19 protein-coding genes are annotated in these 20,398 nt (G+C 64.2%); 13 read left to right on the top strand and 6 right to left on the bottom strand.

What is annotated here, in order from left to right; all coding sequences use genetic code 11:
• The first annotated feature begins 32 nt into the window (after positions 1 to 32).
• Entirely contained in the window at positions 33 to 431 is a 399-nt protein-coding gene (locus AC6H34_RS31865) for a GlcG/HbpS family heme-binding protein (RefSeq protein WP_497541679.1), read from the top strand.
• An 89-nt stretch (positions 432 to 520) separates the two neighbouring features.
• Here AC6H34_RS31865 and AC6H34_RS31860 read toward each other — a convergent pair whose 3' ends face one another.
• Positions 521 to 1,552: a LacI family DNA-binding transcriptional regulator gene (locus tag AC6H34_RS31860; RefSeq protein ID WP_497541678.1), complete on the bottom strand. Its 1,032-nt coding sequence runs from the start codon at positions 1,550 to 1,552 to the stop codon at positions 521 to 523.
• A gap of 166 nt (positions 1,553 to 1,718) precedes the next feature.
• Between AC6H34_RS31860 and AC6H34_RS31855 the strand changes: the two genes are divergently transcribed.
• The 4 genes from AC6H34_RS31855 (at position 1,719) to AC6H34_RS31840 (ending at position 6,168) form a co-directional block, all read left to right on the top strand.
• On the top strand, positions 1,719 to 2,654 hold the full coding sequence (locus AC6H34_RS31855; RefSeq protein ID WP_497541677.1) for a sugar ABC transporter substrate-binding protein: 936 nt from the start codon (positions 1,719 to 1,721) through the stop codon (positions 2,652 to 2,654).
• Between the two features lie 24 nt (positions 2,655 to 2,678).
• Positions 2,679 to 4,232, top strand: a complete 1,554-nt coding sequence (locus AC6H34_RS31850) for a sugar ABC transporter ATP-binding protein (protein ID WP_497541676.1) — start codon at positions 2,679 to 2,681, stop codon at positions 4,230 to 4,232.
• Entirely contained in the window at positions 4,229 to 5,227 is a 999-nt protein-coding gene (locus AC6H34_RS31845; RefSeq protein WP_497541675.1) for an ABC transporter permease, read from the top strand. Before AC6H34_RS31850 ends, AC6H34_RS31845 begins: the two co-directional genes overlap by 4 nt.
• 110 nt (positions 5,228 to 5,337) lie before the next feature.
• Positions 5,338 to 6,168, top strand: a complete 831-nt coding sequence (locus AC6H34_RS31840) for an N-acyl homoserine lactonase family protein (protein ID WP_497541674.1) — start codon at positions 5,338 to 5,340, stop codon at positions 6,166 to 6,168.
• A 15-nt stretch (positions 6,169 to 6,183) separates the two neighbouring features.
• Here AC6H34_RS31840 and AC6H34_RS31835 read toward each other — a convergent pair whose 3' ends face one another.
• Positions 6,184 to 6,864: a GntR family transcriptional regulator gene (locus tag AC6H34_RS31835; RefSeq protein ID WP_497541673.1), complete on the bottom strand. Its 681-nt coding sequence runs from the start codon at positions 6,862 to 6,864 to the stop codon at positions 6,184 to 6,186.
• Between the two features lie 253 nt (positions 6,865 to 7,117).
• On the opposite strand from AC6H34_RS31835, the gene AC6H34_RS31830 reads away from it, so the two are divergent.
• The 8 genes from AC6H34_RS31830 to AC6H34_RS31795 all read left to right on the top strand — a co-directional run bounded on the left by AC6H34_RS31830 (position 7,118) and on the right by AC6H34_RS31795 (position 16,405).
• The gene (locus tag AC6H34_RS31830; protein ID WP_497541885.1) at positions 7,118 to 8,176 is read left to right on the top strand and encodes a sugar ABC transporter substrate-binding protein; all 1,059 of its coding nucleotides are present in this window, start codon (positions 7,118 to 7,120) and stop codon (positions 8,174 to 8,176) included.
• 74 nt (positions 8,177 to 8,250) lie between these two features.
• Positions 8,251 to 9,819, top strand: a complete 1,569-nt coding sequence (locus AC6H34_RS31825; RefSeq protein ID WP_497541672.1) for a sugar ABC transporter ATP-binding protein — start codon at positions 8,251 to 8,253, stop codon at positions 9,817 to 9,819.
• Positions 9,816 to 11,876 carry an ABC transporter permease gene (locus AC6H34_RS31820; protein ID WP_497541671.1) on the top strand — a complete coding sequence of 687 codons (2,061 nt, stop codon included), beginning with the start codon at positions 9,816 to 9,818 and terminating at the stop codon, positions 11,874 to 11,876. The genes AC6H34_RS31825 and AC6H34_RS31820 overlap by 4 nt, the downstream gene beginning before the upstream one ends.
• A 24-nt stretch (positions 11,877 to 11,900) precedes the next feature.
• On the top strand, positions 11,901 to 12,680 hold the full coding sequence (locus tag AC6H34_RS31815; RefSeq protein ID WP_497541670.1) for an SDR family oxidoreductase: 780 nt from the start codon (positions 11,901 to 11,903) through the stop codon (positions 12,678 to 12,680).
• A gap of 42 nt (positions 12,681 to 12,722) precedes the next feature.
• A complete protein-coding gene (locus AC6H34_RS31810) occupies positions 12,723 to 13,667 on the top strand; it encodes a 3-hydroxyacyl-CoA dehydrogenase (protein WP_497541669.1) in 945 nt (314 codons plus the stop codon).
• Positions 13,668 to 13,677: 10 nt separating this feature from the next.
• Entirely contained in the window at positions 13,678 to 14,604 is a 927-nt protein-coding gene (gene kce, locus AC6H34_RS31805; protein WP_497541668.1) for a 3,5-dioxohexanoate:acetyl-CoA acetone transferase, read from the top strand.
• A 32-nt stretch (positions 14,605 to 14,636) separates the two neighbouring features.
• Entirely contained in the window at positions 14,637 to 15,509 is an 873-nt protein-coding gene (locus AC6H34_RS31800) for an SMP-30/gluconolactonase/LRE family protein (protein ID WP_497541884.1), read from the top strand.
• 17 nt (positions 15,510 to 15,526) lie between these two features.
• Positions 15,527 to 16,405: an SMP-30/gluconolactonase/LRE family protein gene (locus tag AC6H34_RS31795; protein WP_497541667.1), complete on the top strand. Its 879-nt coding sequence runs from the start codon at positions 15,527 to 15,529 to the stop codon at positions 16,403 to 16,405.
• A 185-nt stretch (positions 16,406 to 16,590) separates the two neighbouring features.
• Here the strand turns inward: AC6H34_RS31795 and AC6H34_RS31790 are convergent, their stop codons facing one another.
• From AC6H34_RS31790 to AC6H34_RS31775, 4 genes are read right to left on the bottom strand one after another with little or no spacing between them, the layout of a single operon-like run.
• The gene (locus AC6H34_RS31790; protein ID WP_497541666.1) at positions 16,591 to 17,361 is read right to left on the bottom strand and encodes an SDR family NAD(P)-dependent oxidoreductase; all 771 of its coding nucleotides are present in this window, start codon (positions 17,359 to 17,361) and stop codon (positions 16,591 to 16,593) included.
• Positions 17,362 to 17,378: 17 nt separating this feature from the next.
• Positions 17,379 to 18,182 (bottom strand): ATP-binding cassette domain-containing protein, encoded by an 804-nt coding sequence (locus AC6H34_RS31785; RefSeq protein ID WP_497541665.1) that lies wholly within the window; start codon positions 18,180 to 18,182, stop codon positions 17,379 to 17,381.
• Positions 18,179 to 19,222, bottom strand: coding sequence for an ABC transporter permease (locus AC6H34_RS31780; RefSeq protein ID WP_497541664.1), 1,044 nt, complete (start codon positions 19,220 to 19,222; stop codon positions 18,179 to 18,181). Before AC6H34_RS31780 ends, AC6H34_RS31785 begins: the two co-directional genes overlap by 4 nt.
• Before the next feature lies 1 nt (position 19,223).
• The gene (locus AC6H34_RS31775; RefSeq protein ID WP_497541663.1) at positions 19,224 to 20,213 is read right to left on the bottom strand and encodes a substrate-binding domain-containing protein; all 990 of its coding nucleotides are present in this window, start codon (positions 20,211 to 20,213) and stop codon (positions 19,224 to 19,226) included.
• Between the last annotated feature and the right edge of the window lie 185 nt (positions 20,214 to 20,398).

Genomic DNA, 20,398 nt, shown 5'->3' with positions numbered 1-20,398 from the left:
CGAATTAGTCGTGAAATCGGAAGGGAACCTGCATGGACGGCGCAATCGCTGACCAGGTCATCGCCGTGTCGAAGGCCGAAGCTCTGAAAGCCGGCTTTGCCGTTTGCGTGGCCGTATTGGACGCCGCCGCCCATATGGTGGCGTTCGCCCGCATGGACGGCGCAAACATCGGTCCGATCGATGTGAGCATCAAGAAGGCCCGTACTGCCGCACTGTTTCAAATCGACAGCCTTCAGTTCGGCGTGAATGCCCAGCCCGGCGCCAAGGTCTACACGCTGGAGCACACCAATGGTGGCCTCATCGGTTTTGGCGGCGGCGTCGTCTTGCGGGACAAGGCCGGCGTAGTCCTCGGTGCGGTGGGCATCTCGGGAGCGACGGCGGACGTCGACGAGATAATTGCGCAAGCAGCCGCCGCGGCCGTGAGGGCATGACGCCATTCCGGCTGATCGCCGTTCATTCACCTGGCGAGGTCGGCCTGCATCCCGGGTGAGTTATGCCCTGCCATCCTTCGCGGGGATGCTCACTTGCCCGCCTGCAGGCCCTGGCTCCTCAGCGGCGCGCAGCTTTCTCCCACGACCAGGGAGGGTTGAAAAACGACATTGCGGGTGTCGCTGTCGTTTCCGCGGTTGATCCGGTCGACCAGCAGGCGGAGCGCTTCGTTGGTCATGTCGATCACCGGATGCTCCGTGCGTGTCAGGCGCGGGCGCAGGCCCCCGATGCCGGGAATGGTGTCCGTCGAGGCGATCGAGATGTCATTGGGGCACTTCAGCTCCAGATCGGCAAGGGCGCGCATGACACCGAGCGCCATGACGCCATTGGCGACGTAGAGGGCGGTCGGCGGATCCGGCTGGGTAAGCAATTCCCTGGCCACGGAATAGGCAGCATCCTCGCGAAATTCACCGGCTCGCACGTGGTGCGGCGCCGGCTCGAGCCCACGGGCGCGCATGGCTTCCAGCATGCCGTCGAGCCGACCTCGGCCCGTGGTGAGGTGCAGCGGGCCGGTGATCGTGCCGATGCGCGTATGGCCGAGATCCATCAGATAGTTCGTCACCTGCCGGGCGGCGGAGACATTGTCGATGGTGATCGTGTCGGCCTTCTGTCCGTCGACGGTGCGGCCGAAGAGGACGGTCGGGATCGGTTCGCCTTCCGCGTCGCGAAGCGGCTGGCTCGCGGCGACATCGACGGGCACGAGGATGATGCCGTCGCAGGACAGCATGCGTATGCGGGCAAGGATGCGGCGCTCGTTCTCCGGCTTCTCGTCGCTGTTGAACAGCACCAGTGAATATCCCCAGGCCGCGACGGCCGCCTCCGCCGCCCAGACGAGCCGTGCAAAGAACGGATTCGCAAGGTCGGCCACCACAAGGGCGATCAGCTGGGTGCGGCCCCGCTTCAGATTGCGGGCGGCAAGCGAGGGGGTATAGTCCAACTCGCTGATCGCGGCCAACACGCGGGCGCGCAATTCCTTGCTGACATAGGCGGTTTCATTGACGACGGCCGACACCGTCGCTGTCGATACCTGCGCCCGGTTTGCCACATCCCTTATCGTCGCCATCAATCACTCAGCTAACCGTTTCGCTCCTCAAGCTGCGACAGTTCTGCCGATTTGTCTACCAGAATTCCAAAAATGGCTTGCGCGGCACACAGAAATCAAGAATGCTAGCGAAACGGTTAGCTGTTGTTCGCCAAACAACGGCAATCTTAAAAACGGGAGGGGAACTATGAAGCTGGTCAAATTCGGTCTCTTGTTCGCGCTGGCGACTGCCGCCGCACTGCCGGCGCGCGCCGCCGACAAGCCGCTGATCGGCCTTGTGTCCATCGCCGCGACGGAAGCCAACAACGTTCGCTACATCAACGGCGCCAAGAAGGCCGCAGAGGAACTGGGTTACGAGGTTTCCGTGGTCGACGCGGCCGGCAGCGCCGACCAGGCCAATGCCGCGATACAGAATTTTGCCCAGCGCGGCGCCTTCGGGATCGTGGACCTGGTTTTTCCGGCCTCCTCCATCGGCGCCGGCCTCGATGCGGCCAAGCAGGCCAATATCCCGGTCGTCACCTGGGGCGGCGGGCTCGGCCTCACGGTGGCCGCCACCAACGGTTCCGGCGCGCCGATCGCCGAGCCGGTCATTCAGAAGATGATCGATGATTTCGGAGGCAAGGGCGAATTGCTGGCGCTAACCTATCGCACCGGCGAAGTCTGCCGCAATCGCGAGGCGCTCATGGACAAGATGCTGGAGAAATATCCCGACATCAAGGTCACCAAGAACGAGGTTCGCATTCCGGGCTATTTCGAGGACGGCGCGCAATATGCCAATGCCTGGCTCGCATCCCATCCTCCCGGAGACGGCAAGCTGGCGATCTGGGGCTGCTGGGACGATCCCGCCATCGGAGCGATCGGCTCGTTGCGGTCCCAGGGGCGCGATGACGTACTGGTCTACGGGGTCAACGGCAATGCCCAGGCGATCGAGAACATCCGAAACGGCCACATGACGGCCACGGCATGGGAAGACAGCTTCGCCGAGGGCTACAATATGGTCAAGCTCCTGGCCGACACCAAGAAGGCCGGCTGGCAGCCCAAGGCTGTCGAAGTTCCCGCCGTGCTGATCACCAAGGAGACGGTTGACGACTTCGTGAAGCAGCATCCGGATGCGGTTCAGTAGGCCGGACAGGGATCGGAACGAAGCATGCTTGCGTCAAATCGGGAGAAAGAGGCGGCGACCGCGCCTCCCTTCCTCGTTGCCCGTGACATCCGCAAGGCCTATGGCGGCGCCAAGGCGCTGAAGGGCGTGTCGTTGACCTTGCGAGCCGGCGAGGTGCATGGCCTGGTCGGCGCCAACGGAGCGGGCAAGTCGACGCTGATCCGCATCCTTGCCGGGCTCGCGCAGGCCGATGCCGGCGACGTCCTGATCGACGGCGATTCCGTGGCCATCCCGACCCCGGCGCAGGCCACCGACCTGGGCATGAACTTCATCCACCAGGAACTGGCCTTCGTCCCCAGCATGACGGTGCTGGAGAACATCATGCTCGGCCTGCCGAAGAAGACGCGGTTCGGCATGGTCGACTGGAAGGCCATCGCCGGCGATGTCGGGCCGGTCGCGCGCCGCGTCGGCATCACCGCGCCGCTGAATGCCAAAGTGAAGGACCTGTCGACGGCCGAGAACTGGCTGATCAACATCTGCCGGGCGCTGATGCGCAAGGCGCGGCTGATCGTCATGGACGAGCCGACCGCTTCTCTTTCCGCCGCCGAAAGCGAAAAGCTCTTCCGGATCATCGAGGATCTGCGCGATTCCGGCGTGGCGATCCTGTATGTCTCGCACCGGCTGGACGAGATCCTTCGTCTGTGCGCCCGCGTGACCGTATTCCGTGACGGCCAGTCCGTGGCCGTCATCGAAAAGCAGGATCTGACCCGCCCCCGGCTGGTCGAGGCGATCGTCGGGGCCGCCGTCGAGCCCCTGGTCCACGACAAGAACTATGACCGCAGGGAGGTTGCGCTTTCGGTCAGAGGCCTGACGCGGCTGCCGAAGGTGAAGGACGTTTCCTTCGATCTCTACCGCGGCGAGGTACTAGGCATAGGCGGCCTCGTCGGCGCCGGCCGCACCGAATTGATGCGGCTGATCTACGGCGCAGACCAACCGGACAGCGGCGCGATGACCCTGGAAAGCCGGGTATTTAGGCCCAGGACTCCGGCCGAGGCCGTGAAGGCCGGGCTCGGACTCGTGCCGGAGGAGCGCCGCGCCGACGGCCTGCTCCTGACGAAGAGCGTGGCCTTCAACCTGCAGCTCGCCAACCTCATCAACATCGTCCGCAGCCCGGCGCTGCCGCTGATAGACTATCGGCGCCGCGAAGCGCTTTCAGCGCGGATCGTGCGCGATCTTTCGGTCAAGACCTCTTCGATCGAGACGCCGGTCGGCCTGCTTTCCGGTGGCAACCAGCAGAAGGTGGTGATCGGCCGCTGGCTGCTCAGGCAGCCGAAAGTGCTGATTCTCGACGAACCCACACGCGGCGTGGACATCGGCGCCCGCGCCGACATCCACCGTCTCATACGCGATCTCGCCGCGCGCGGCATGGCCGTCGTCGTCGTTTCCTCGGAACCGGACGAGCTCCCCGATCTGTGCGACCGCGTCCTGGTGATGGCAGAAGGCCGGCTCGTGCGCGAACTCACCGGGGCAACCATCACACGCAATGCCGTCGTCGAGGCGAGCTATGCCTTCGAGGGCTCGGAAAGGAACCGACCATGAGCGACATCACCGGATCCCCGGCCCGCGGATTGTCACCCGGCGCCAAGCGTGCGCTCGGCCTGTTCGCACGGTATGCCACGATCATCGGCCTGCTTCTGATGATCGCCGCCTTCTCCCTGCTTTCGCCGCGTGCCTTCCCGACGATCTATAACTTCACCAATGTGCTGAACCAGACGTCGCTCGCCATGATCATCGCCGGCGGGCTGACGCTGGCCGTCATCGTCGGCGAGCTCGACCTGTCGATCGGCTTCGCCGCCTCGCTGCACGGCGTGCTGGTGACTGGCCTGATCGTCTCCAGCAAGCTGCCGATTGCCGTGGCGATCCTGATCGTGGTCCTGCTGGGCGGCATGATCGGCCTCGTCAACGGCCTGATCGTCACGAAAGTGAAGGTCAATTCGGTGATCGCCACGCTGGGTGTGGGGACGATCCTGACGGGACTGTCCTTTGCCTATTCTGCCGGCGTACCGATCACCGCCGGCGTGCCGGAAGCCTTCCTGCAGGTGTCGCTCGGCCGATGGCTCTTCGGCATACCCAACAACATCGTCATCATGGTGGTCGTGCTCGGGGCTCTCTGGCTGCTGGTGGAACGCACCGCACTCGGCCAGGAAATCCAGGCCGTCGGCGGCAACCCTTCTGCGGCGCGACTTGCCGGCATCAATGTCGACCGCATCAAGATCCTGGGCTTCGTCGTCTCGGGAATGTGCGCCGCCCTGACAGGCATCCTGCTTGCCTCACGGCTGGGAAGCGGCACGACCAGTGCGGCCGATCCCTATCTCCTGACTGCCTTTGCCGCCGTGTTCCTCGGCTCGGCGACGCTGCGCGACGGTGAATTCCATGTCTTCGGGACCTTCATCGGGGCGCTGATCATCGCCTTCGGCTTCAACGGCCTCAACATCTTCGGTGCCCCGACCTATTCGCAATACATCTTCCAGGGCGCCATTCTCATCATCGCCGTCGGCCTTTCGAGCCTCGGCCGCATCCTCTCGCAGCGCTAGAGCAAAGCGCGTTTAGGCAGAAACGCCGCTTTGCTCTAGCTCTTTGTTTTTCGACGCGTCTTTGCGTTTTGCCGATTCCGTCAAAACACAAGACGCCCTAGGAGCTGACGATGTCCGATCACTGGGAGATCTACGTCATCGAATTCGCGCGGTCGAAGGACCAGCCGCTGATCGACCTTGTCAACGGAGCGCCGCCGTCGAAGGTGCTCGACCTGCCCTTCGGCTTCGTGCTGGCACAGAGCGGCGGGAGGAACGTGCTGATCGACACCGGCTTCCTCAACGAAGGAAGCGGCGCCGACTTCTCGAAGAAGTTCGGCATCCCCTATTGGATTTCGCCGGTGCGCATGCTGGAGGAACTCGGGGTCAAGGCGGACGAGGTTACCGACATCGTGCTCAGCCACGCCCATTTCGACCATATGGGCTCGATCTCGGCCTTCACCAAGGCGCGGATCTTCATGCAGAAACGCGAATGGCTGTCCTGGAACGAGGCGATGGCGCTGCCGCCGCAATATGGCTTCCTGACCGCCATCATCAACCCCGACGACATGCGCTCGGCCTTCGATGCCGCGGTGGAGCATCGGCTGATGCTGGTCGACGGCGACAAGGACAACATCCTGCCCGGCATTCACGTCCGGCTGGGCGAGGGCCACACGCTCGGCCAGCAATTCGTCATCGTCGAGACGGCCCGCGGGCGCCTGGTCGCGGCGGGCGATTGCATCTATTCCCGGCTGAACCTGTCAGGTCACAAGCATGATGGCGTCTATGCGCCGCTCAACAACGGCATAGGCAGTATCTGGAAGCAGTTGGAGACCATGGACCGCATCAACGAGGAGATCGCGGGCGATCACTCCCGGCTGATCATGATGCACGACAACGACCGCTGGGCGCATCTGCCCCTCGTCAAGGAAGTCGACGGCTTCCGCATCCTCAAGGCGTCCTGAGGCCAAAGGCAGGCTTCATTCGACGATCGATTCGAGGACGGCGGCCGCATCGGCGATGTCGGCATGAAGAGCGCGGGTCGCAGCCTCGCTGTCGCGAAGCTTGAGGGCATCGACCAGGACATGGTGATGCTGGTTCGAGACTATGAAGTTGCCGCGCTCCTGCAGCAGGTTGAAATAGGGGCTCACCTGCAGCCACAGACTTTCGATGATGCTGAACAGGGTATCCGAGCCGCTTGCCTGGTAGATGGCAAAATGGAACTCGCGGTTGGCGCGCAGATAGACGTGCCGTCCCTTCTTGTCGCGCTTGATATTATTCATTTCGACGGTCAGTTCCTCCAGCCTCTCCAGCGTTTTGGGCTGAAGATTTGGGGTGGCCCACGAGACGGCGAGCGCTTCGATCTCAAGCCGCGTCCGGGTCAGGTCGGCAAGACGTTCGCGTGAGAGATGGGGAATACCCAGGCTGCGACCGGCCACCACGGTCAATGCCTTCTCGGCCGTGAGGCGCAGGATCGCCTCACGCACCGGCATGGTGCTGACGCCGAACGCATCGGCCAGCCACTGGATGGTAATGGACTGTCCCGGCGCAAGCTCGCCGTTCAGGATCAGCTCCTTGGCCTGCCGGTATACGTCCTCCTGCATGGTGGCCCGTTGAACGCGGACGACCGAGAGGGGAGCCCGGATCCTCACTTCACTCATGCTTCCTCCGCACCACGAACCTGCGGCCCGCATCATTCCGCCTTGTAAGGCGATTTCCGATCGCGAGGAAGGGCCACTCTCGCTCTTGCATGATATATGATCTTCGATCTATGATCAAAAGTACCTGAAGAGCAGACGGCCGGGAAGGCCGAACTGCACCGCCACAACGAGCGGGCAGACATGGGAGGAGATGATGAGAGTGTGGAAGCGGATTTCTGCCCTGTTGGGCGCCGGACTACTCGCGACGGGCCTCATGGGGGCGCATGCCGAGGCCAAGTACAAGATCTACCTGTCGATGAGCTATATCGGCAATGACTGGCAGGGCGAGGCCGCGAACATGGTCAAGGCCATGGCCGCCAGCAAGGACATGGTGGACAAGGTCGATCTGCAGGTGCAGGTCTCCGGTCCCAACGCCCAGCGCCAGATCCAGCAGATCAACGCCATGGTGCAGGCCGGCGCGAAAGCGATTGTGGTCTATCCGATCTCGCCCACGGCCCTCAATGCGGCGGTCAAGAATGCCTGCGACAAGGGCGTCGTCGTCATCGCCTATGACGCGGAGATCTCCGAGCCCTGCGCATACAACGTTACCATCGACCAGACCGAAGCCGGCCGCGTGACCGCCGAATGGCTCGCCAAGAAGCTCAACGGCAAGGGCAATATCGTCGCCATTACCGGCGTTCCCGGCACCTCCGTCGACACGCTTCGCACCAAGGCCGCCAAGGACGTGTTCGCCAAGTACCCCGGCATCAAGATCATCAACGAAGCCGTCGGCATGTGGAGCCAGGCGGTGGCGCGTACGGAGCTTTCCAAGATTCTCGCCACTCGCAAATGGGACGAGATCGACGGCCTGTGGATGCAGGTCGGCTGCTATACCGCCAATACGATGGAGATCGAGGCCGGCATCACCCAGGACAAGCTCAAGCCTTGTGCGGGTGAGGGATCGAACGGCGGACGCGTCCAGATGCTGCCGAAGGGAACCGAGGTCGAAGGCGCCAACGGTACATACATGCCGATGGCTGCTCCGCGTATCTCATACGCCTCGCCTCCCTATTCCGGCGGCCTGGCTTTGAAGCTCGCGGTCCAGAAGCTCGACGGCAAGGACATCCCCAAGCATACGACTCTGCCCCTGCCGCTCGTCACCAACGAGACCATCAAGCTCTGCCAGGAAGGCACGTGGCAAGAGATGAAGGCGGGCTGCAATGCCTTCAAGCCTTCGCTCGTCTCCAATCCCGGCTGGTTCGCCTCGATCTTCTCTGAGGAAACACCGGAACTCGGCCTCTCCGCCGCTCTCGTCGGCCAGCCTGAAAACTGAGCGATGGGCGAGCCCGCCACCTCGCGGGCTCGCCATGAAATCGCGGTACCGATTGCCTCAGGAAGCTGGTTCTCATGACACCTGCGCCGCTCGAAATGCATGCGTCCAAAGCCACGGCGCCGCCGCCAGTCGCCGTGGCCGCGGCCAATGTCCGTAAGGCATTCGGCCCAACCGTCGCAGTGGACGACGTCTCCTTCGACATTCACGTCGGCGAGACGCACGCCCTCCTCGGCGAGAACGGCGCGGGCAAGTCCACGCTGGTCAAGCTGCTCTCCGGCCTGATCCTGCCGACTTCGGGCGCCTTCACCATCTTCGACGAGGCCGTAAGCCTCACCAGCCCCCGCATCGCCCACGCGCGCGGCATCCAGACCGCCTTCCAGGAACTCACCATGGTGAAGGACCTGACGGTGCTGGACAACATGCTGCTTCCCTACCCGCCGACGCTCCTGGGCCAGATCCGTCGCGGCCGGGCGAGGGCGAGCGTGGCGGATCATCTGGAGACACTCGGCCTTCGCACCATCGACCTCGATGCGGATCTGCGCGACCTCGATCTCAACGAACGGCAGAAGATCGAGATCGCCCGCGCGCTGTTCCGCCGGCCCAGGATCCTTCTCCTCGACGAACCGACCTCCACCCTGTCGGGTCGCGACATCGACTGGCTCGGCGAACTGATCGAGGGCCAGAAGGGCAACGGCGTGACAACCGTCTTCATTTCTCACCGCATGCGCGAAGTGCGTGCCTTCTGCGACCGCGTCACCGTTCTGCGCAACGGCAGGAAGATCTCCACCGCGAGCCTTGCCGACGTCGCGGACGAAGACCTGATCGGCATGATCGCCGGGCGCGAACTGGGCCGTTCCTTCCCTCCCAAGGCGCCTGTACCCGCCCTCAGCGGCGATCCGGTCCTTTCAACCTCGCACCTGGCGACCGACAAGCGGCTCGAGGATGTTTCCTTCGACCTCCGGAGCGGCGAGATCCTGGGCATTGCGGGACTGCAGGGCATGGGGCAGCTGGAGCTCTTCTCAGCGCTGTTCGGCATCGAGGAATATCGCGGTGAGATCCGCGTGGACGGCATGCCCGTCGCCTTCACGTCCCCGCGCGACGCGGTCGAGGCACGCATCGGCATCAGCCTGGTGCCGGAGGATCGCAAGACCGAGGCGCTGTTCCTCAAGCTCGATGGCCAGCGCAACGTCTCGCTGCCCGTCATCGATCGATATTGCCGTTTCGGCCTGATCGACGAGGCGCGCGAGGAAGCGGACGTCGCGCGGGTATTCGGCCGCCTCAACGTTCAGATGCGGGCTCTCTGGACGAGCGTGAAGGCCTTCTCCGGCGGTAATCAGCAGAAGATCGCCATCGCCAAGTGGCTGTTCGCCCAGAGCCGGGTGCTGCTGCTGTTCGATCCGACGCGTGGCATCGACGTCGGCACCAAGCATGAAATCTACGCGCTGATCCAGCAATACGCCGCCGCCGGCGGCGCCGTGCTCTTCCATTCGACCGAGATCGCAGAGCTCGACCATCTGTCCCATCGTGTCCTCGTGCTCTACCGGGGGCGCGTCGCGGCCGACCTGCAGGGAGAGGGCATCTGCGAAGATGCGATCCTGCGGGCCACCCTGGGCAGCGGCCCCAACGTCCTGGAGCTCCAATGAGTGCCGCTCATGCCGAACTGCCCATGCAAGCCACCCCCACGCGCCGCATGCGCCTGCTGTGGTCGCGCAATCGCGGCCCCCTGATTGCGGTCGCCGCCTTCCTGGTATGCCTGGGACTGATCCGTCTCGTCAGCGGCTCGCTCGGCTATTACGACATCTCCACCATATCCACGGGCGGCGCCACCCTCGCCATTGCTGCGATAGGCCAGACCATCGTGGTGCTTTCGGGCGGCTTTGACCTATCGGCGGCGGCGGTGATCTCGCTCGTCAACGTGACGCTCGCAAGCCAGATGCAGGACGATCCGTCCAGCATCCTGCTGTGGTCCTGCGCCGGCATCGCGATCGGCGCCGCGACGGGCGCCTTCAACGGCTTCTTCATCGCGGTCCTGCGGCTGCAGCCGATCGTCGTCACCCTCGCCACCATGTTCATCCTGCAGGGTGTGACCCTGCTGGTGATGGACAAGCCCGGCGGGCAGCTTCCGGGCGGCTTCAGTGCATTCTTCGTGTCGGATGCCATTCCCGACCTGCTTCCCGGCCCGGTGCTGCTGCTGTTTCTCCTCGTCGTCGCGTGGCTTCTCCTCAAGAACACGGTCTTCGGCAAGGCGATCTATGCGATCGGATCGGACCGGGAAGCGGTACGCGCCGCCGGGCTCAACACCCGCCTCAGCGAGTTCCTGGTCTACGTCCTTGCGGGCGGGCTGTACGGCCTGGCCGGCCTGTTCATCAGCGCGCAGACGGGTTCGGGAGATCCGCTGGTCGGCAACCCCATGCTGCTGCAGATGTTCGCGGCCGTCGTCGTTGGCGGCACCTTGCTCGGTGGAGGGCGCGGCGGGCCGGTGGGCACCATCTTCGGGGCCTACGTATTGATGATGGTGGTCAACGTCCTGCTCGTCCTGAACGTGCCGGCGTTCTACTCCTCGGTGGTCGAGGGATCGATCCTGATCCTGGCCGTGCTCGGTGCATCATTCGCGCGCTCTTCGGTTCTGGCCGTCAGCCTGCGCACCCTCGCGCACCGTCTTGCCGCGAAGCGCCAGGGGCGGCTGCCGCGCCAGCTCGCCCTGAGCGAACGGCGCCTCGCCCTGCCGACGTCGCCCCCATCCTTCCAGCGGCCGCCCTGGCTCAGCCGCAAGTCCGAGGATCTGCGGACCGTCCTGCCCGCCTTCGTCTGCTTCGTCATCGTGCTGGTGGCCACGCAACTCCTGCTCGGCAACACGATCCTGTCCTGGGCCTACTACAACTCCCTCATCGTGCTGGCGAGCTTCCTTGCGATCCTTGCGCTGGGCCAGGGCGCCGTGATCCTCACCGGCGGCCTCGACCTCTCGCTACCCTGGACGATCGCCTTCTGCGGCATCGTAAGCGCAGGCCTGATGAAGGGGTCCGACACCGCGATGATCTACGCCGTGCCGCTGGCCCTGGCGATCGGCACCGGCGTGGGCCTGATCAACGGCATCGGCATCGTGGCGCTGGGCATTTCCCCCATCGTCATGACGCTGGCCATGAACGGTATCCTGCAGGGCGCCGCCCTCGTCTATTCCGGCGGCACCCCCGATGGTTTCTCGGCTCCCGCGCTACGCTGGGTCATGACCGGCCAGGTGATGGGCATCACGCCCGTCGTCTTCCTCGTCCTGGCCTTCATCGTCATCGCCACGGTCCTGCTCGGCCGCACCGCCTTCGGGCGGCGCGTCTACGCCATCGGCAACGGCGTCAGGGCGGCGCAGCTTTCCGGCGTTCCCGTCGGCGCGACCATCGTCAGGGTCTACATGCTCTCGGGTTTTTGCGCTGCACTGGTGGGATGCCTCCTCTCGGGCTTTTCAGGCCAGGCGAGCCTGGGCATGGGGGATGAATATCTCTTGCCCTCGATCGCTGTCGTCGTGGTGGGCGGCGCGCTGATCACCGGCGGTCGTGGCCGCTATGTCGGCATGATAGGCGGCGTGCTGCTCCTCACCGCCCTGCAGACGCTCCTGGCCGGCACCACGCTTCCCTATGCCACCCGCGCCATCCTCTACGGCGCCGTCGTGCTTTCCGCCGTCATCACCCTGCGTGAAAAAAACGCGTAGATTCAACATTCAAGGAACTATCTCATGGCCGGCATCACTCTCAAACCAGGCTTGCGCGTATTGGTGACCGCCGGCGCGTCGGGTATCGGGCGCTCCATCGCCGATCTCCTGATCGAAAATGGTGCGAGGGTGCATGTGTGCGACGTGTCGCAGGAACACCTCGCCGGCTTCCGCACCGCTCATCCCGGCCATGGTGCCAGCATCTGCGACGTGTCCGAAGACAGTGCTGTCTCCAGCCTGTTCCAGGATGTCTCGACCACGCTGGGAGGCCTCGATGCACTCGTCAACAATGCGGGCATCGCGGGACCGACGGGCGGTGTCGAGGAGATTGCGCCTGCCGATTGGCGCCGTACCATCGATGTGTGCCTCACCGGCCAGTTCCTCTGCGCCCATTACGGAGTGCCCTTGCTCAAGCAGGCGGGGGAGGGGTCGATCATCAACCTGTCCTCCGCGGCCGGGCGCTTCGGCTATGCGTTCCGCACGCCCTATTCGGCAGCGAAGTGGGGCGTGATCGGCTTTACCCAGAGCCTCGCCAAGGAGCTCGGGCCTTCCGGCATACGCGTCAATGCCATCCTGCCGGGCATCATCCAGGGCCCGCGCATGGAAGGTGTGATCCGCGACAGGGCGGCTCAGGTCGGCGTGCCCTATGCGCAGATGGAGAAGGAATATGTCGATCGCATCTCCCTGCGGCGGATGACGCCGCCGGAAGATGTCGCCGCCATGGTCCTGTTCCTGCTGTCGCCGGGCGGCAACAATATTTCCGGCCAGTCGCTCGGCGTCGACGGCAATGTCGAATCCCTTTGAGCCGGCCGGGACCCGCGCGATCGATCATCGAGGCAGACTGATATGAAGACAGCCATTATCGGATCCGGGTTCATCGGCCGCGCCTGGGCCATCACCTTCGCCCGGGCCGGCCATGAAGTCGCGCTATGGGACGCCGATCCCGCCGCCTTGCCCAGGGCGCTCGAGTTCATCGGGCAGGTCCTGCCCGACCTGGAAGCCAACGACCTGCTCGGGGGCGCCAAACCCGCGGAGGTCCAAGAACGGATGAGGGTCGTCCCCGATCTGGCGGAGGTCCTTGCCGGTGTCGACCATGTCCAGGAGAATGCGCCGGAAAAGGTCGAGCTGAAGCGCACGCTATTTGCCGAACTCGATCGCCACGCGCCGGCCGGGGCAGTGCTGGCGAGTTCGACCTCGGCCATCCTGCCTTCGGCCTTCGTCGAGCATCTGCCGGGCCGCTCGCGCTGCCTGGTCTGCCATCCCATCAACCCGCCCTATCTCATTCCCGCGGTCGAAGTATGCCCGTCGCCCTGGACTTCCGCCGAGACCGTGGCAAAGGCGGCGGATTTCATGCGCGGCTGCGGCCAGGCGCCCCTGGTGATGAAACGCGAGATAGACGGCTTCATCATGAACAGGATGCAGGGTGCGCTGCTTGAGGAGGCGTTTCGCCTGGTGGCTGACGGGATCGCCGGCGTGGAGGACATCGACACCGGCCTGCGCGACGGCCTGGCGCTGCGCTGGTCCTTCATGGGGCCGTTCGAGACCATCGATCTGAACGCTCCGGCCGGCGTGCGCGACTATGCCGAGCGTTACCAAGGCATCTATTCGGGCATTTTCCCGTCGACGCAGCGGCGGGTCGACTGGTCCGGTCCGGTCATGGACCAGATCGAGCAGGACCGGAGCGCGTTGCTACCGCGAGAAGACCTGGTCGCCCGCCAGATGTGGCGGGATCGAAGGCTGATGGCCCTGCTCGCCCACAAGCGGCAGGCGGCCAAGGATATCGGGAACTAGGGAATATTTCATGGCCAATCACAAAGTCATCATTACCTGCGCGGTCACGGGCGCCATTCACACGCCGTCTATGTCGCCCTTTCTTCCCGTGACGCCGGAGGAGATCGCCGATGCCGCGGTGGGCGCGGCCGAGGCGGGCGCGGCCATCGTGCATCTTCACGCACGCAATCCCGTCACCGGTGAACCGGACCAGACGCCAGAGGCCTTCTCCAAGTTCCTCCCGGTCATCAAGCAGCGCTCCAACTGCGTGATCAACCTCACGACGGGAGGCGCTCCGACCATGACCATCGAGGAGCGCGTGAGACCGGCGGCAACCTTTGCGCCGGAAGTGGCTTCCCTCAATCTCGGTTCGATGAATTTCGGCCTGTTCGGCATGCTCGATCGCTTCAACGACCTCAAGCACGAGTGGGAGCGGACCTATCTCGCCAACAAGGACATCATCTTCCGCAACACGTTCGGCCAGATCGAATACATCCTGACCACCTGTGCGGGAAATGACACGCGTTTCGAGTTCGAGTGCTACGATACCGCGCACCTCTACAACCTCAAATACTTCCTCGACCGCGGCCTCGTGAAGCCTCCGCTCTTCATACAGACCGTTTTCGGTCTCCAGGGCGGCATCGGCGGCCATCCCGAGGATGTCATGCACATGAAGCGCACCGCCGACCGGCTGTTCGGCGACCAGTATCGCTGGTCGGTGCTGGGAGCCGGGCGCAACCAGTTCAAGATCGCGGCAATGTCGGCGGCCATGGGCGGCAACATCCGCGTCGGCCTGGAGGATTCGCTTTGGAACGGCCCGGGCCGCCTTGCCCGGACCAATGCCGAGCAGGTCGTTCGCGCGCGCCAGATCGTCGAAGGGCTGGGACTGGAGGTCGCAACCCCGGACGAAGCGCGCGAGATGCTCTCCCTCAAGGGCGGACACCAGGTGAATTTCTGAGCCGAAAGACCGGTGCGGAGGAAGAAGGCATGCTGCGGATCGAAGTCGTCAATGCCGATCGGGACCAATTGGGCGAGGGACCGCTCTGGGACGTCGAGGAGCAATCTCTCTATTGGATCGATTCCTTTGCCCCGGCCGTATTCCGGCTCGAGCCCGCGGGAGGACGCACCCGCTGGGCTCTGCCGGAGAGGGTCGGTTCGATTGCGCTGCGCCGCGGCGGGGGCGCGATATGTTCCCTGCGTTCGGGCTTCCATGCGCTGGATTTCAAGACAGGCGACGTGATGCCCTTTGCCGGTGTCGGACCGACCGATCCGCGCACCCGGATCAACGACGGCAAGGTCGACCGACAGGGCCGTTTCGTCGCCGGTTCCATGGACGAGGGTGAAGCGGATCCGCTTTGCCGCCTCTACAGGCTCGATCCAGGCGGGCGCGTGAGCGAACTGGACCGCGACATCATCTGTTCCAACGGCCCCTGCTGGAGCCTCGACGGGCGTACGCTCTATTTCGCCGACACGACCCGCAGGCTGATCTACGCCTATGACTACGACACCGCGACTGGCGACGTCTCCAATCGGCGTGTCTTCGTGGATTTCGCCGCGCTCGGATTTCCGGGTTACCCCGACGGAGCCACCGTCGATTCCCAAGGCTTCATCTGGAGCTGCGAGGTCTATCGGGGTCGGCTGCTGCGCTTCGATCCGGACGGCAAGCTCGACCGCGTCGTCGGGTTGCCGGTCGAAAGCGCCACTTCGATCATGTTCGGAGGCCCCGACCTCGATGTAGCCTATGTCACCTCGATGGCGCGGCCGATCGCGGGCGTGCCGCCACGCGAAGGCGAGGCCGGCATGCTTTTCGCCGTCTACGGCCTGGGCGTGCGTGGTGTCCCCGAACCTCGTTTTGCAGGCTGAGACAGGGAGTACGGATCATGCGCATAGAAGTCTTGCTGGACGTCAAGACCACGCTGGGGGAAGGGCCGCTCTGGGACGTGGACCAGCAGCGCCTCTATTGGATAGACAGTTTCGACGGCCGCGTCTTTCGCGCCACTGCCGACGGTCGCGAACTCCGGGCCTGGGACGTGCCGCAGAAGATCGGTTCGATGGCCCTGCGCAAGGACGGTGGCGGCGCCGTGGTCTCCCTGCAGCGCGGCTTTCACCTTCTCGACTTCAAGACCGGGGACGTCGAACTGATCCACGATCCCGAACCCGGTCTTCCCAACAACCGCATCAACGATGGCAAGGTCGACAAGAAGGGACGCTTCGTCGCCGGCTCGATGGACACGATGGAAGAGGGGCCCAGCGGCGCGCTCTATTCGCTCTCCACGGATTTCAAGGTCACCAAGCTCGATTCCAATATCATCTGCTCCAACGGGCCCTGCTGGAGCCCGGACGGCCGCATCTTCTATTTCGCCGACACATGGTCGGGCGAGATCTGGGCCTATGACTATGATCTCGAAACAGGGAGCGTCTCCAACCGGCGCACCTTCGTCAAGGTCGATCGTTCCAATGGGGGCGCCGCCGACGGCTCGACCGTGGACGCGGAGGGCTTTGTGTGGAACGCCCTCGTCTATGACGGCAAGCTTACCCGCTACGCCCCTGACGGCTCGGTCGATCGCGTCATCGAGATGCCGGTGAAGAAGGTCACGAGCGTGATGTTCGGTGGACCGAACCTCGACATCCTCTATGTGACCTCGATGGCCAGGCCCCCCCTGCCGCGCTTTCCGGGGGACGGGGTCCTGCGCGGCAGCGTATTCGCCATCCATGATCTCGGCATCAAGGGCGTGCCGGAACCCCGTTTCGGTGCTTGATCCGGCAGATCGCAGAAGGTTCCGTCAAGGGCATGCGAGGTCTTGTCTGGCGACCATCGCGTAGGGGGAAGGTCCCGCCACGCCTTTCCGGCGTGGCGGGAGGCGACAGGGAGCCCGCTTTGCGGGGAGGATCGGCGGGCTTGCTCCTCGCCAAGACGAACAGGGGCCCACGCCGGGGCGGGGGCCTACCAGAGCGTATAGCCGCCGTCCACGACGACGACCGATCCGGTGATGAAGGACCCCGCCTCGCTCGCGAGCAGGAGAGCGACGGGGGCTATTTCGTCGGGACTGGCGTAGCGCTGCATCGGCACTTCGTCCCGCCAGTAGTGGCTGTATTCCTCGTACTCGGTGCTTGCGATTTCGGTCTTCACATATCCAGGGGCGATCGCATTCACCCGGATGCCTTTGGACGCCCACTCCGCCGCCAGTGACTTGGTCAGATGGTGAACGGCAGCCTTGGAAATGCCGTAGGGCGAATGCCACTGCGGTCGATTGACGATCTCGCCGGAGATCGAGCCGATATTGATGATGGCGCCGGTCCCGCGAGACGCCATCTGGCGCCCGACGATCTGACTGGCCTTCCACACCGCCTCGAGGTTGAGGTCGAACAGGCGCTTCCAATCATCGTCGGGCAAGGTGAGGGCATCTGCGTGAAAGCCGATCCCCGCATTGTTGACCAGCACGTCGATGGGCCCAAGCTGCTCCGTGACGGTTGCCAGCACCTGCTCCAGATTGTCGCGATCGACGACGTCGGCCCGGACGGCGATCGCCGGTGCAGACGTCCGGGCTCGGATTTCGGCGAGCGCCTCCTGATTGCGCTTTTCATCGCGCGCCACGATCGCCACCGAAGCGCCCGCATCCGCAAAACCCAGGGCGATCGCCTTGCCGATGCTGCGATTGCCACCCGTGACCAAGGCGACTTTCCCACGCAAAGAAAACTTGTCCAGAATTGTCATTGTCAGAAGCCTTGGGGTTATGAGGAAGCAGGCGAGGAGGAGATCACCGCCGATGGCAGTGCGTTCGATTTGAGGGCGCCCGTCATGACGGCCACGACATCGCTCATCGACGCGGCCCGAGGGCTTACGATCGCAGCCCGGCGACCCAGGCGATGAATATGGATGCGATCCGCGATTTCGAAGACCTCGGGCATCGAGTGGCTGATCAGGACGACCGACAGGCCGTAATCCCGCACCCGGAGAATGAGGTCGAGCACCTGCCGTGTCTCGCGCACCCCGAGCGCCGCCGTCGGCTCGTCCAGGATGACGACCTTCCGGCCCCAGGCGGCAGCGCGAGCCACGGCCACGGCCTGGCGCTGCCCGCCGGAGAGCGTCTCCACCGCCTGTGTGATGGACTGGATGCGCACCCCGAGGCTGCGCATGTGCTCGGCGGCCTGTTCGCGCATTTTCTTCTTGTCGAGGCGCCGGAACAGCGATCCGGCAACCCCTGGCCTTCGCAATTCCCTGCCCAGGAACATGTTCTGGGCAATGTTCAGCTGGGTCGCGACGGCCAGTTCCTGGTAGACCGTCTCGATGCCGGCCAGGCGGGCGTTCAAGGGCGAGCCGAAACTGACGGGCTCCCCATCCAGGAAGATCTGGCCTGCATCCGGGATGACGGCACCTGTCAGGGCCTTGATCAGGCTCGACTTGCCTGCGCCGTTGTCACCGACCACGGCGAGGATCTCGCCCTTTGCGAGTTCGAACTCGGCGCCTGCTATCGCGACGACGCCCCCATAGGCCTTCTTCAAGCCGGTCGCCTGCATCACCAATGGCGCCGTCATGTCCGCTGCCCCCGGCCGAGATACTGGTCGACCCCTACGGCCAGCATGACCAGCGCACCGGTCGCGATCTGCTGGTAGAGGGAGTCGATGCCCGCTTGGGTCAGGCCGTTCTTGAGGGCAACGACGATGAGGGTGCCGATGAAGGTTCCCGCCACGCCGCCCCGGCCTCCGAACAGGCTGGTGCCGCCGATCACCACGGCCGTGATGCTGTCGAGATTGGCCAGCTGGTATCCACTCGGGTCGGCGATGGGGGTGCGGCCCAGGGCCTGCCAGGCGGCGAAGGCATAGAAGAGGCCGGCAAGCGTATAGACGCCGAACACGACGCCACGGACATTGACGCCATTCAGTCTTGCGGCGTTGGGCGAATTTCCGATGGCATAGACACGCACGCCCCAGGCCGTTTCGTTGAGAGCATAGCCCAGCACCAAGGTCAGCAGGACCCATGCGAAGGTGCCGTAGGTGACGGTCACCGGGCCGATGTCGGGCCCCGATCCCAGCCAGGAGAGCAGGTCCGATGAAATCGGATAGCTGCGCGACTGGGTGTAGAGCCGCGCTCCGGCGGCGATGATGGTGAACAGGCCGAGGGTCGCGATGAAAGGCGGCAGGCGAAACCTCGTGACGACGAGGCCGTTGACGGCCGCCCCCGCGACGCACACGGCCAGCCCCAGGCCGAGCGCGATGAGGGGATCGCCATGCATGGCATAGCTTCCCGCCACGACCATGCCGAGCACCATGATGGCGCCATCCGCCAGATCGATGCCCGAGACGAGTATGATCAGCGTCTGTCCAAGCGCCAAGGTGCCGATCACCACGGATTGCTGGGCGATCAGCGACATGTTTCCGGGGTTCATGAATGTCGGCGTGCCGATACTGAAGCCGACGAAAATGACGACGAGCGCGAACAACGGCCCCGTTATGGGGTAGGAGAACAGACGCCTGACAAGGCCCTGGTCGTTTGGGTTGGGAGCTGCGGCCTCGGCCACAGCTCCTTCATTCGGGTTCCTTGCCGCCTGTCCCTGGAGGTCCTGGATTTCCGGCATCCTAGTCGCCCCAGCAGTTCTCAAGCCCCCATTTGGAGTCCTTGGATTCGATGCCGGCCACGGGGTGGTCCGTAATGAGAACCGTGCCGGTATTTGTGAAGCCGCTTGGCTTGTCGCCCTGGTTGACGGCCTTCACTACGGCATCGACCGCCATCCTGCCCATTCGATCGGGGAACTGCATGACGGTTGCCCCAATCGTGCCATCCGCGACGCTGCGCACACCTGCGCAGCTGCCGTCGATCGAGGTGACGAGGACCTTCTTCTTCGCCTGTTTGATTGCGAAGAAGGCACCCTGCGCCGCCGGCTCGTTGATGGTGTAGATCACGTTGATGTCGGGATGGGCCGAAAGCAGATTTTCCATCGCTGTCTGGCCGGTTTCGGCATTGCCCATCGTCAGGGCGGTACCGGCGATCTTGCTGTCGCTGTCCGCAATGCCGAACCCCTTCAGAAAGCCGTCATGGCGAGCCTTCGCGGTCTTGTCCGACAGATCGTAGTCGAGCATCGCGATATGGGCAGGCTCGCTTGCGAGCGCGGCCTTCGCCCACTGCCCGATGAGCACGCCGGCTGCCAGATTGTCGGTCTCGAAAGTCGCGTCGGCGGCCGTCATCGGCTCCAGCGAGGTATTCGTCGTGACGACGACGATGCCCGCATCGCGCGCCTTCTTGACGAGAGGGACCAGGGCCGTCGCATTCGCAGGGTCGAGCACGATGCCCTTCACGCCCCGGTTGATCATATTCTCGATCGCAGCGATTTGCGTGGCCGAATCGCCCGCCGTGTTTGCTTCGGCCGTCATGACGTCCAAGCCATGCTTCTTGGCCTGGTCGACCGCCGCCTTCTCGAGCTTGTCGAAGAAGGGATTGGCGAGCTGAAGCTCGACAATGCCGATGAGGAACTTCTTGTCCTCGGCCTGCGCGAGTGCCGGAACCATGGCCGCAAGCGCCGCGAGCGCGCCGACCATTCGAACATGTGAATACCGCAACCCGATCCGCACGTCTTCCTCCTTTGGTGTTGCCCTGATTTTCTGCACAGAAGTCAACCTGGCGGCCTCCGTGACCTGGTCGCCCAGGCACTTCGAACCGCTTCACCATGCGCGCCTGTCACCTGCGAACCGCCGCTGCGGCAAGAGGTGAAGGGCTGGGTCGATGCTACACATTTCAGACCGAATTTCTACTTTAA

The sequence above is a fragment of the Labrys sp. ALF-8 genome (genome assembly GCF_059699065.1).
This window is presented reverse-complemented; position numbering and strand designations above follow the sequence as displayed.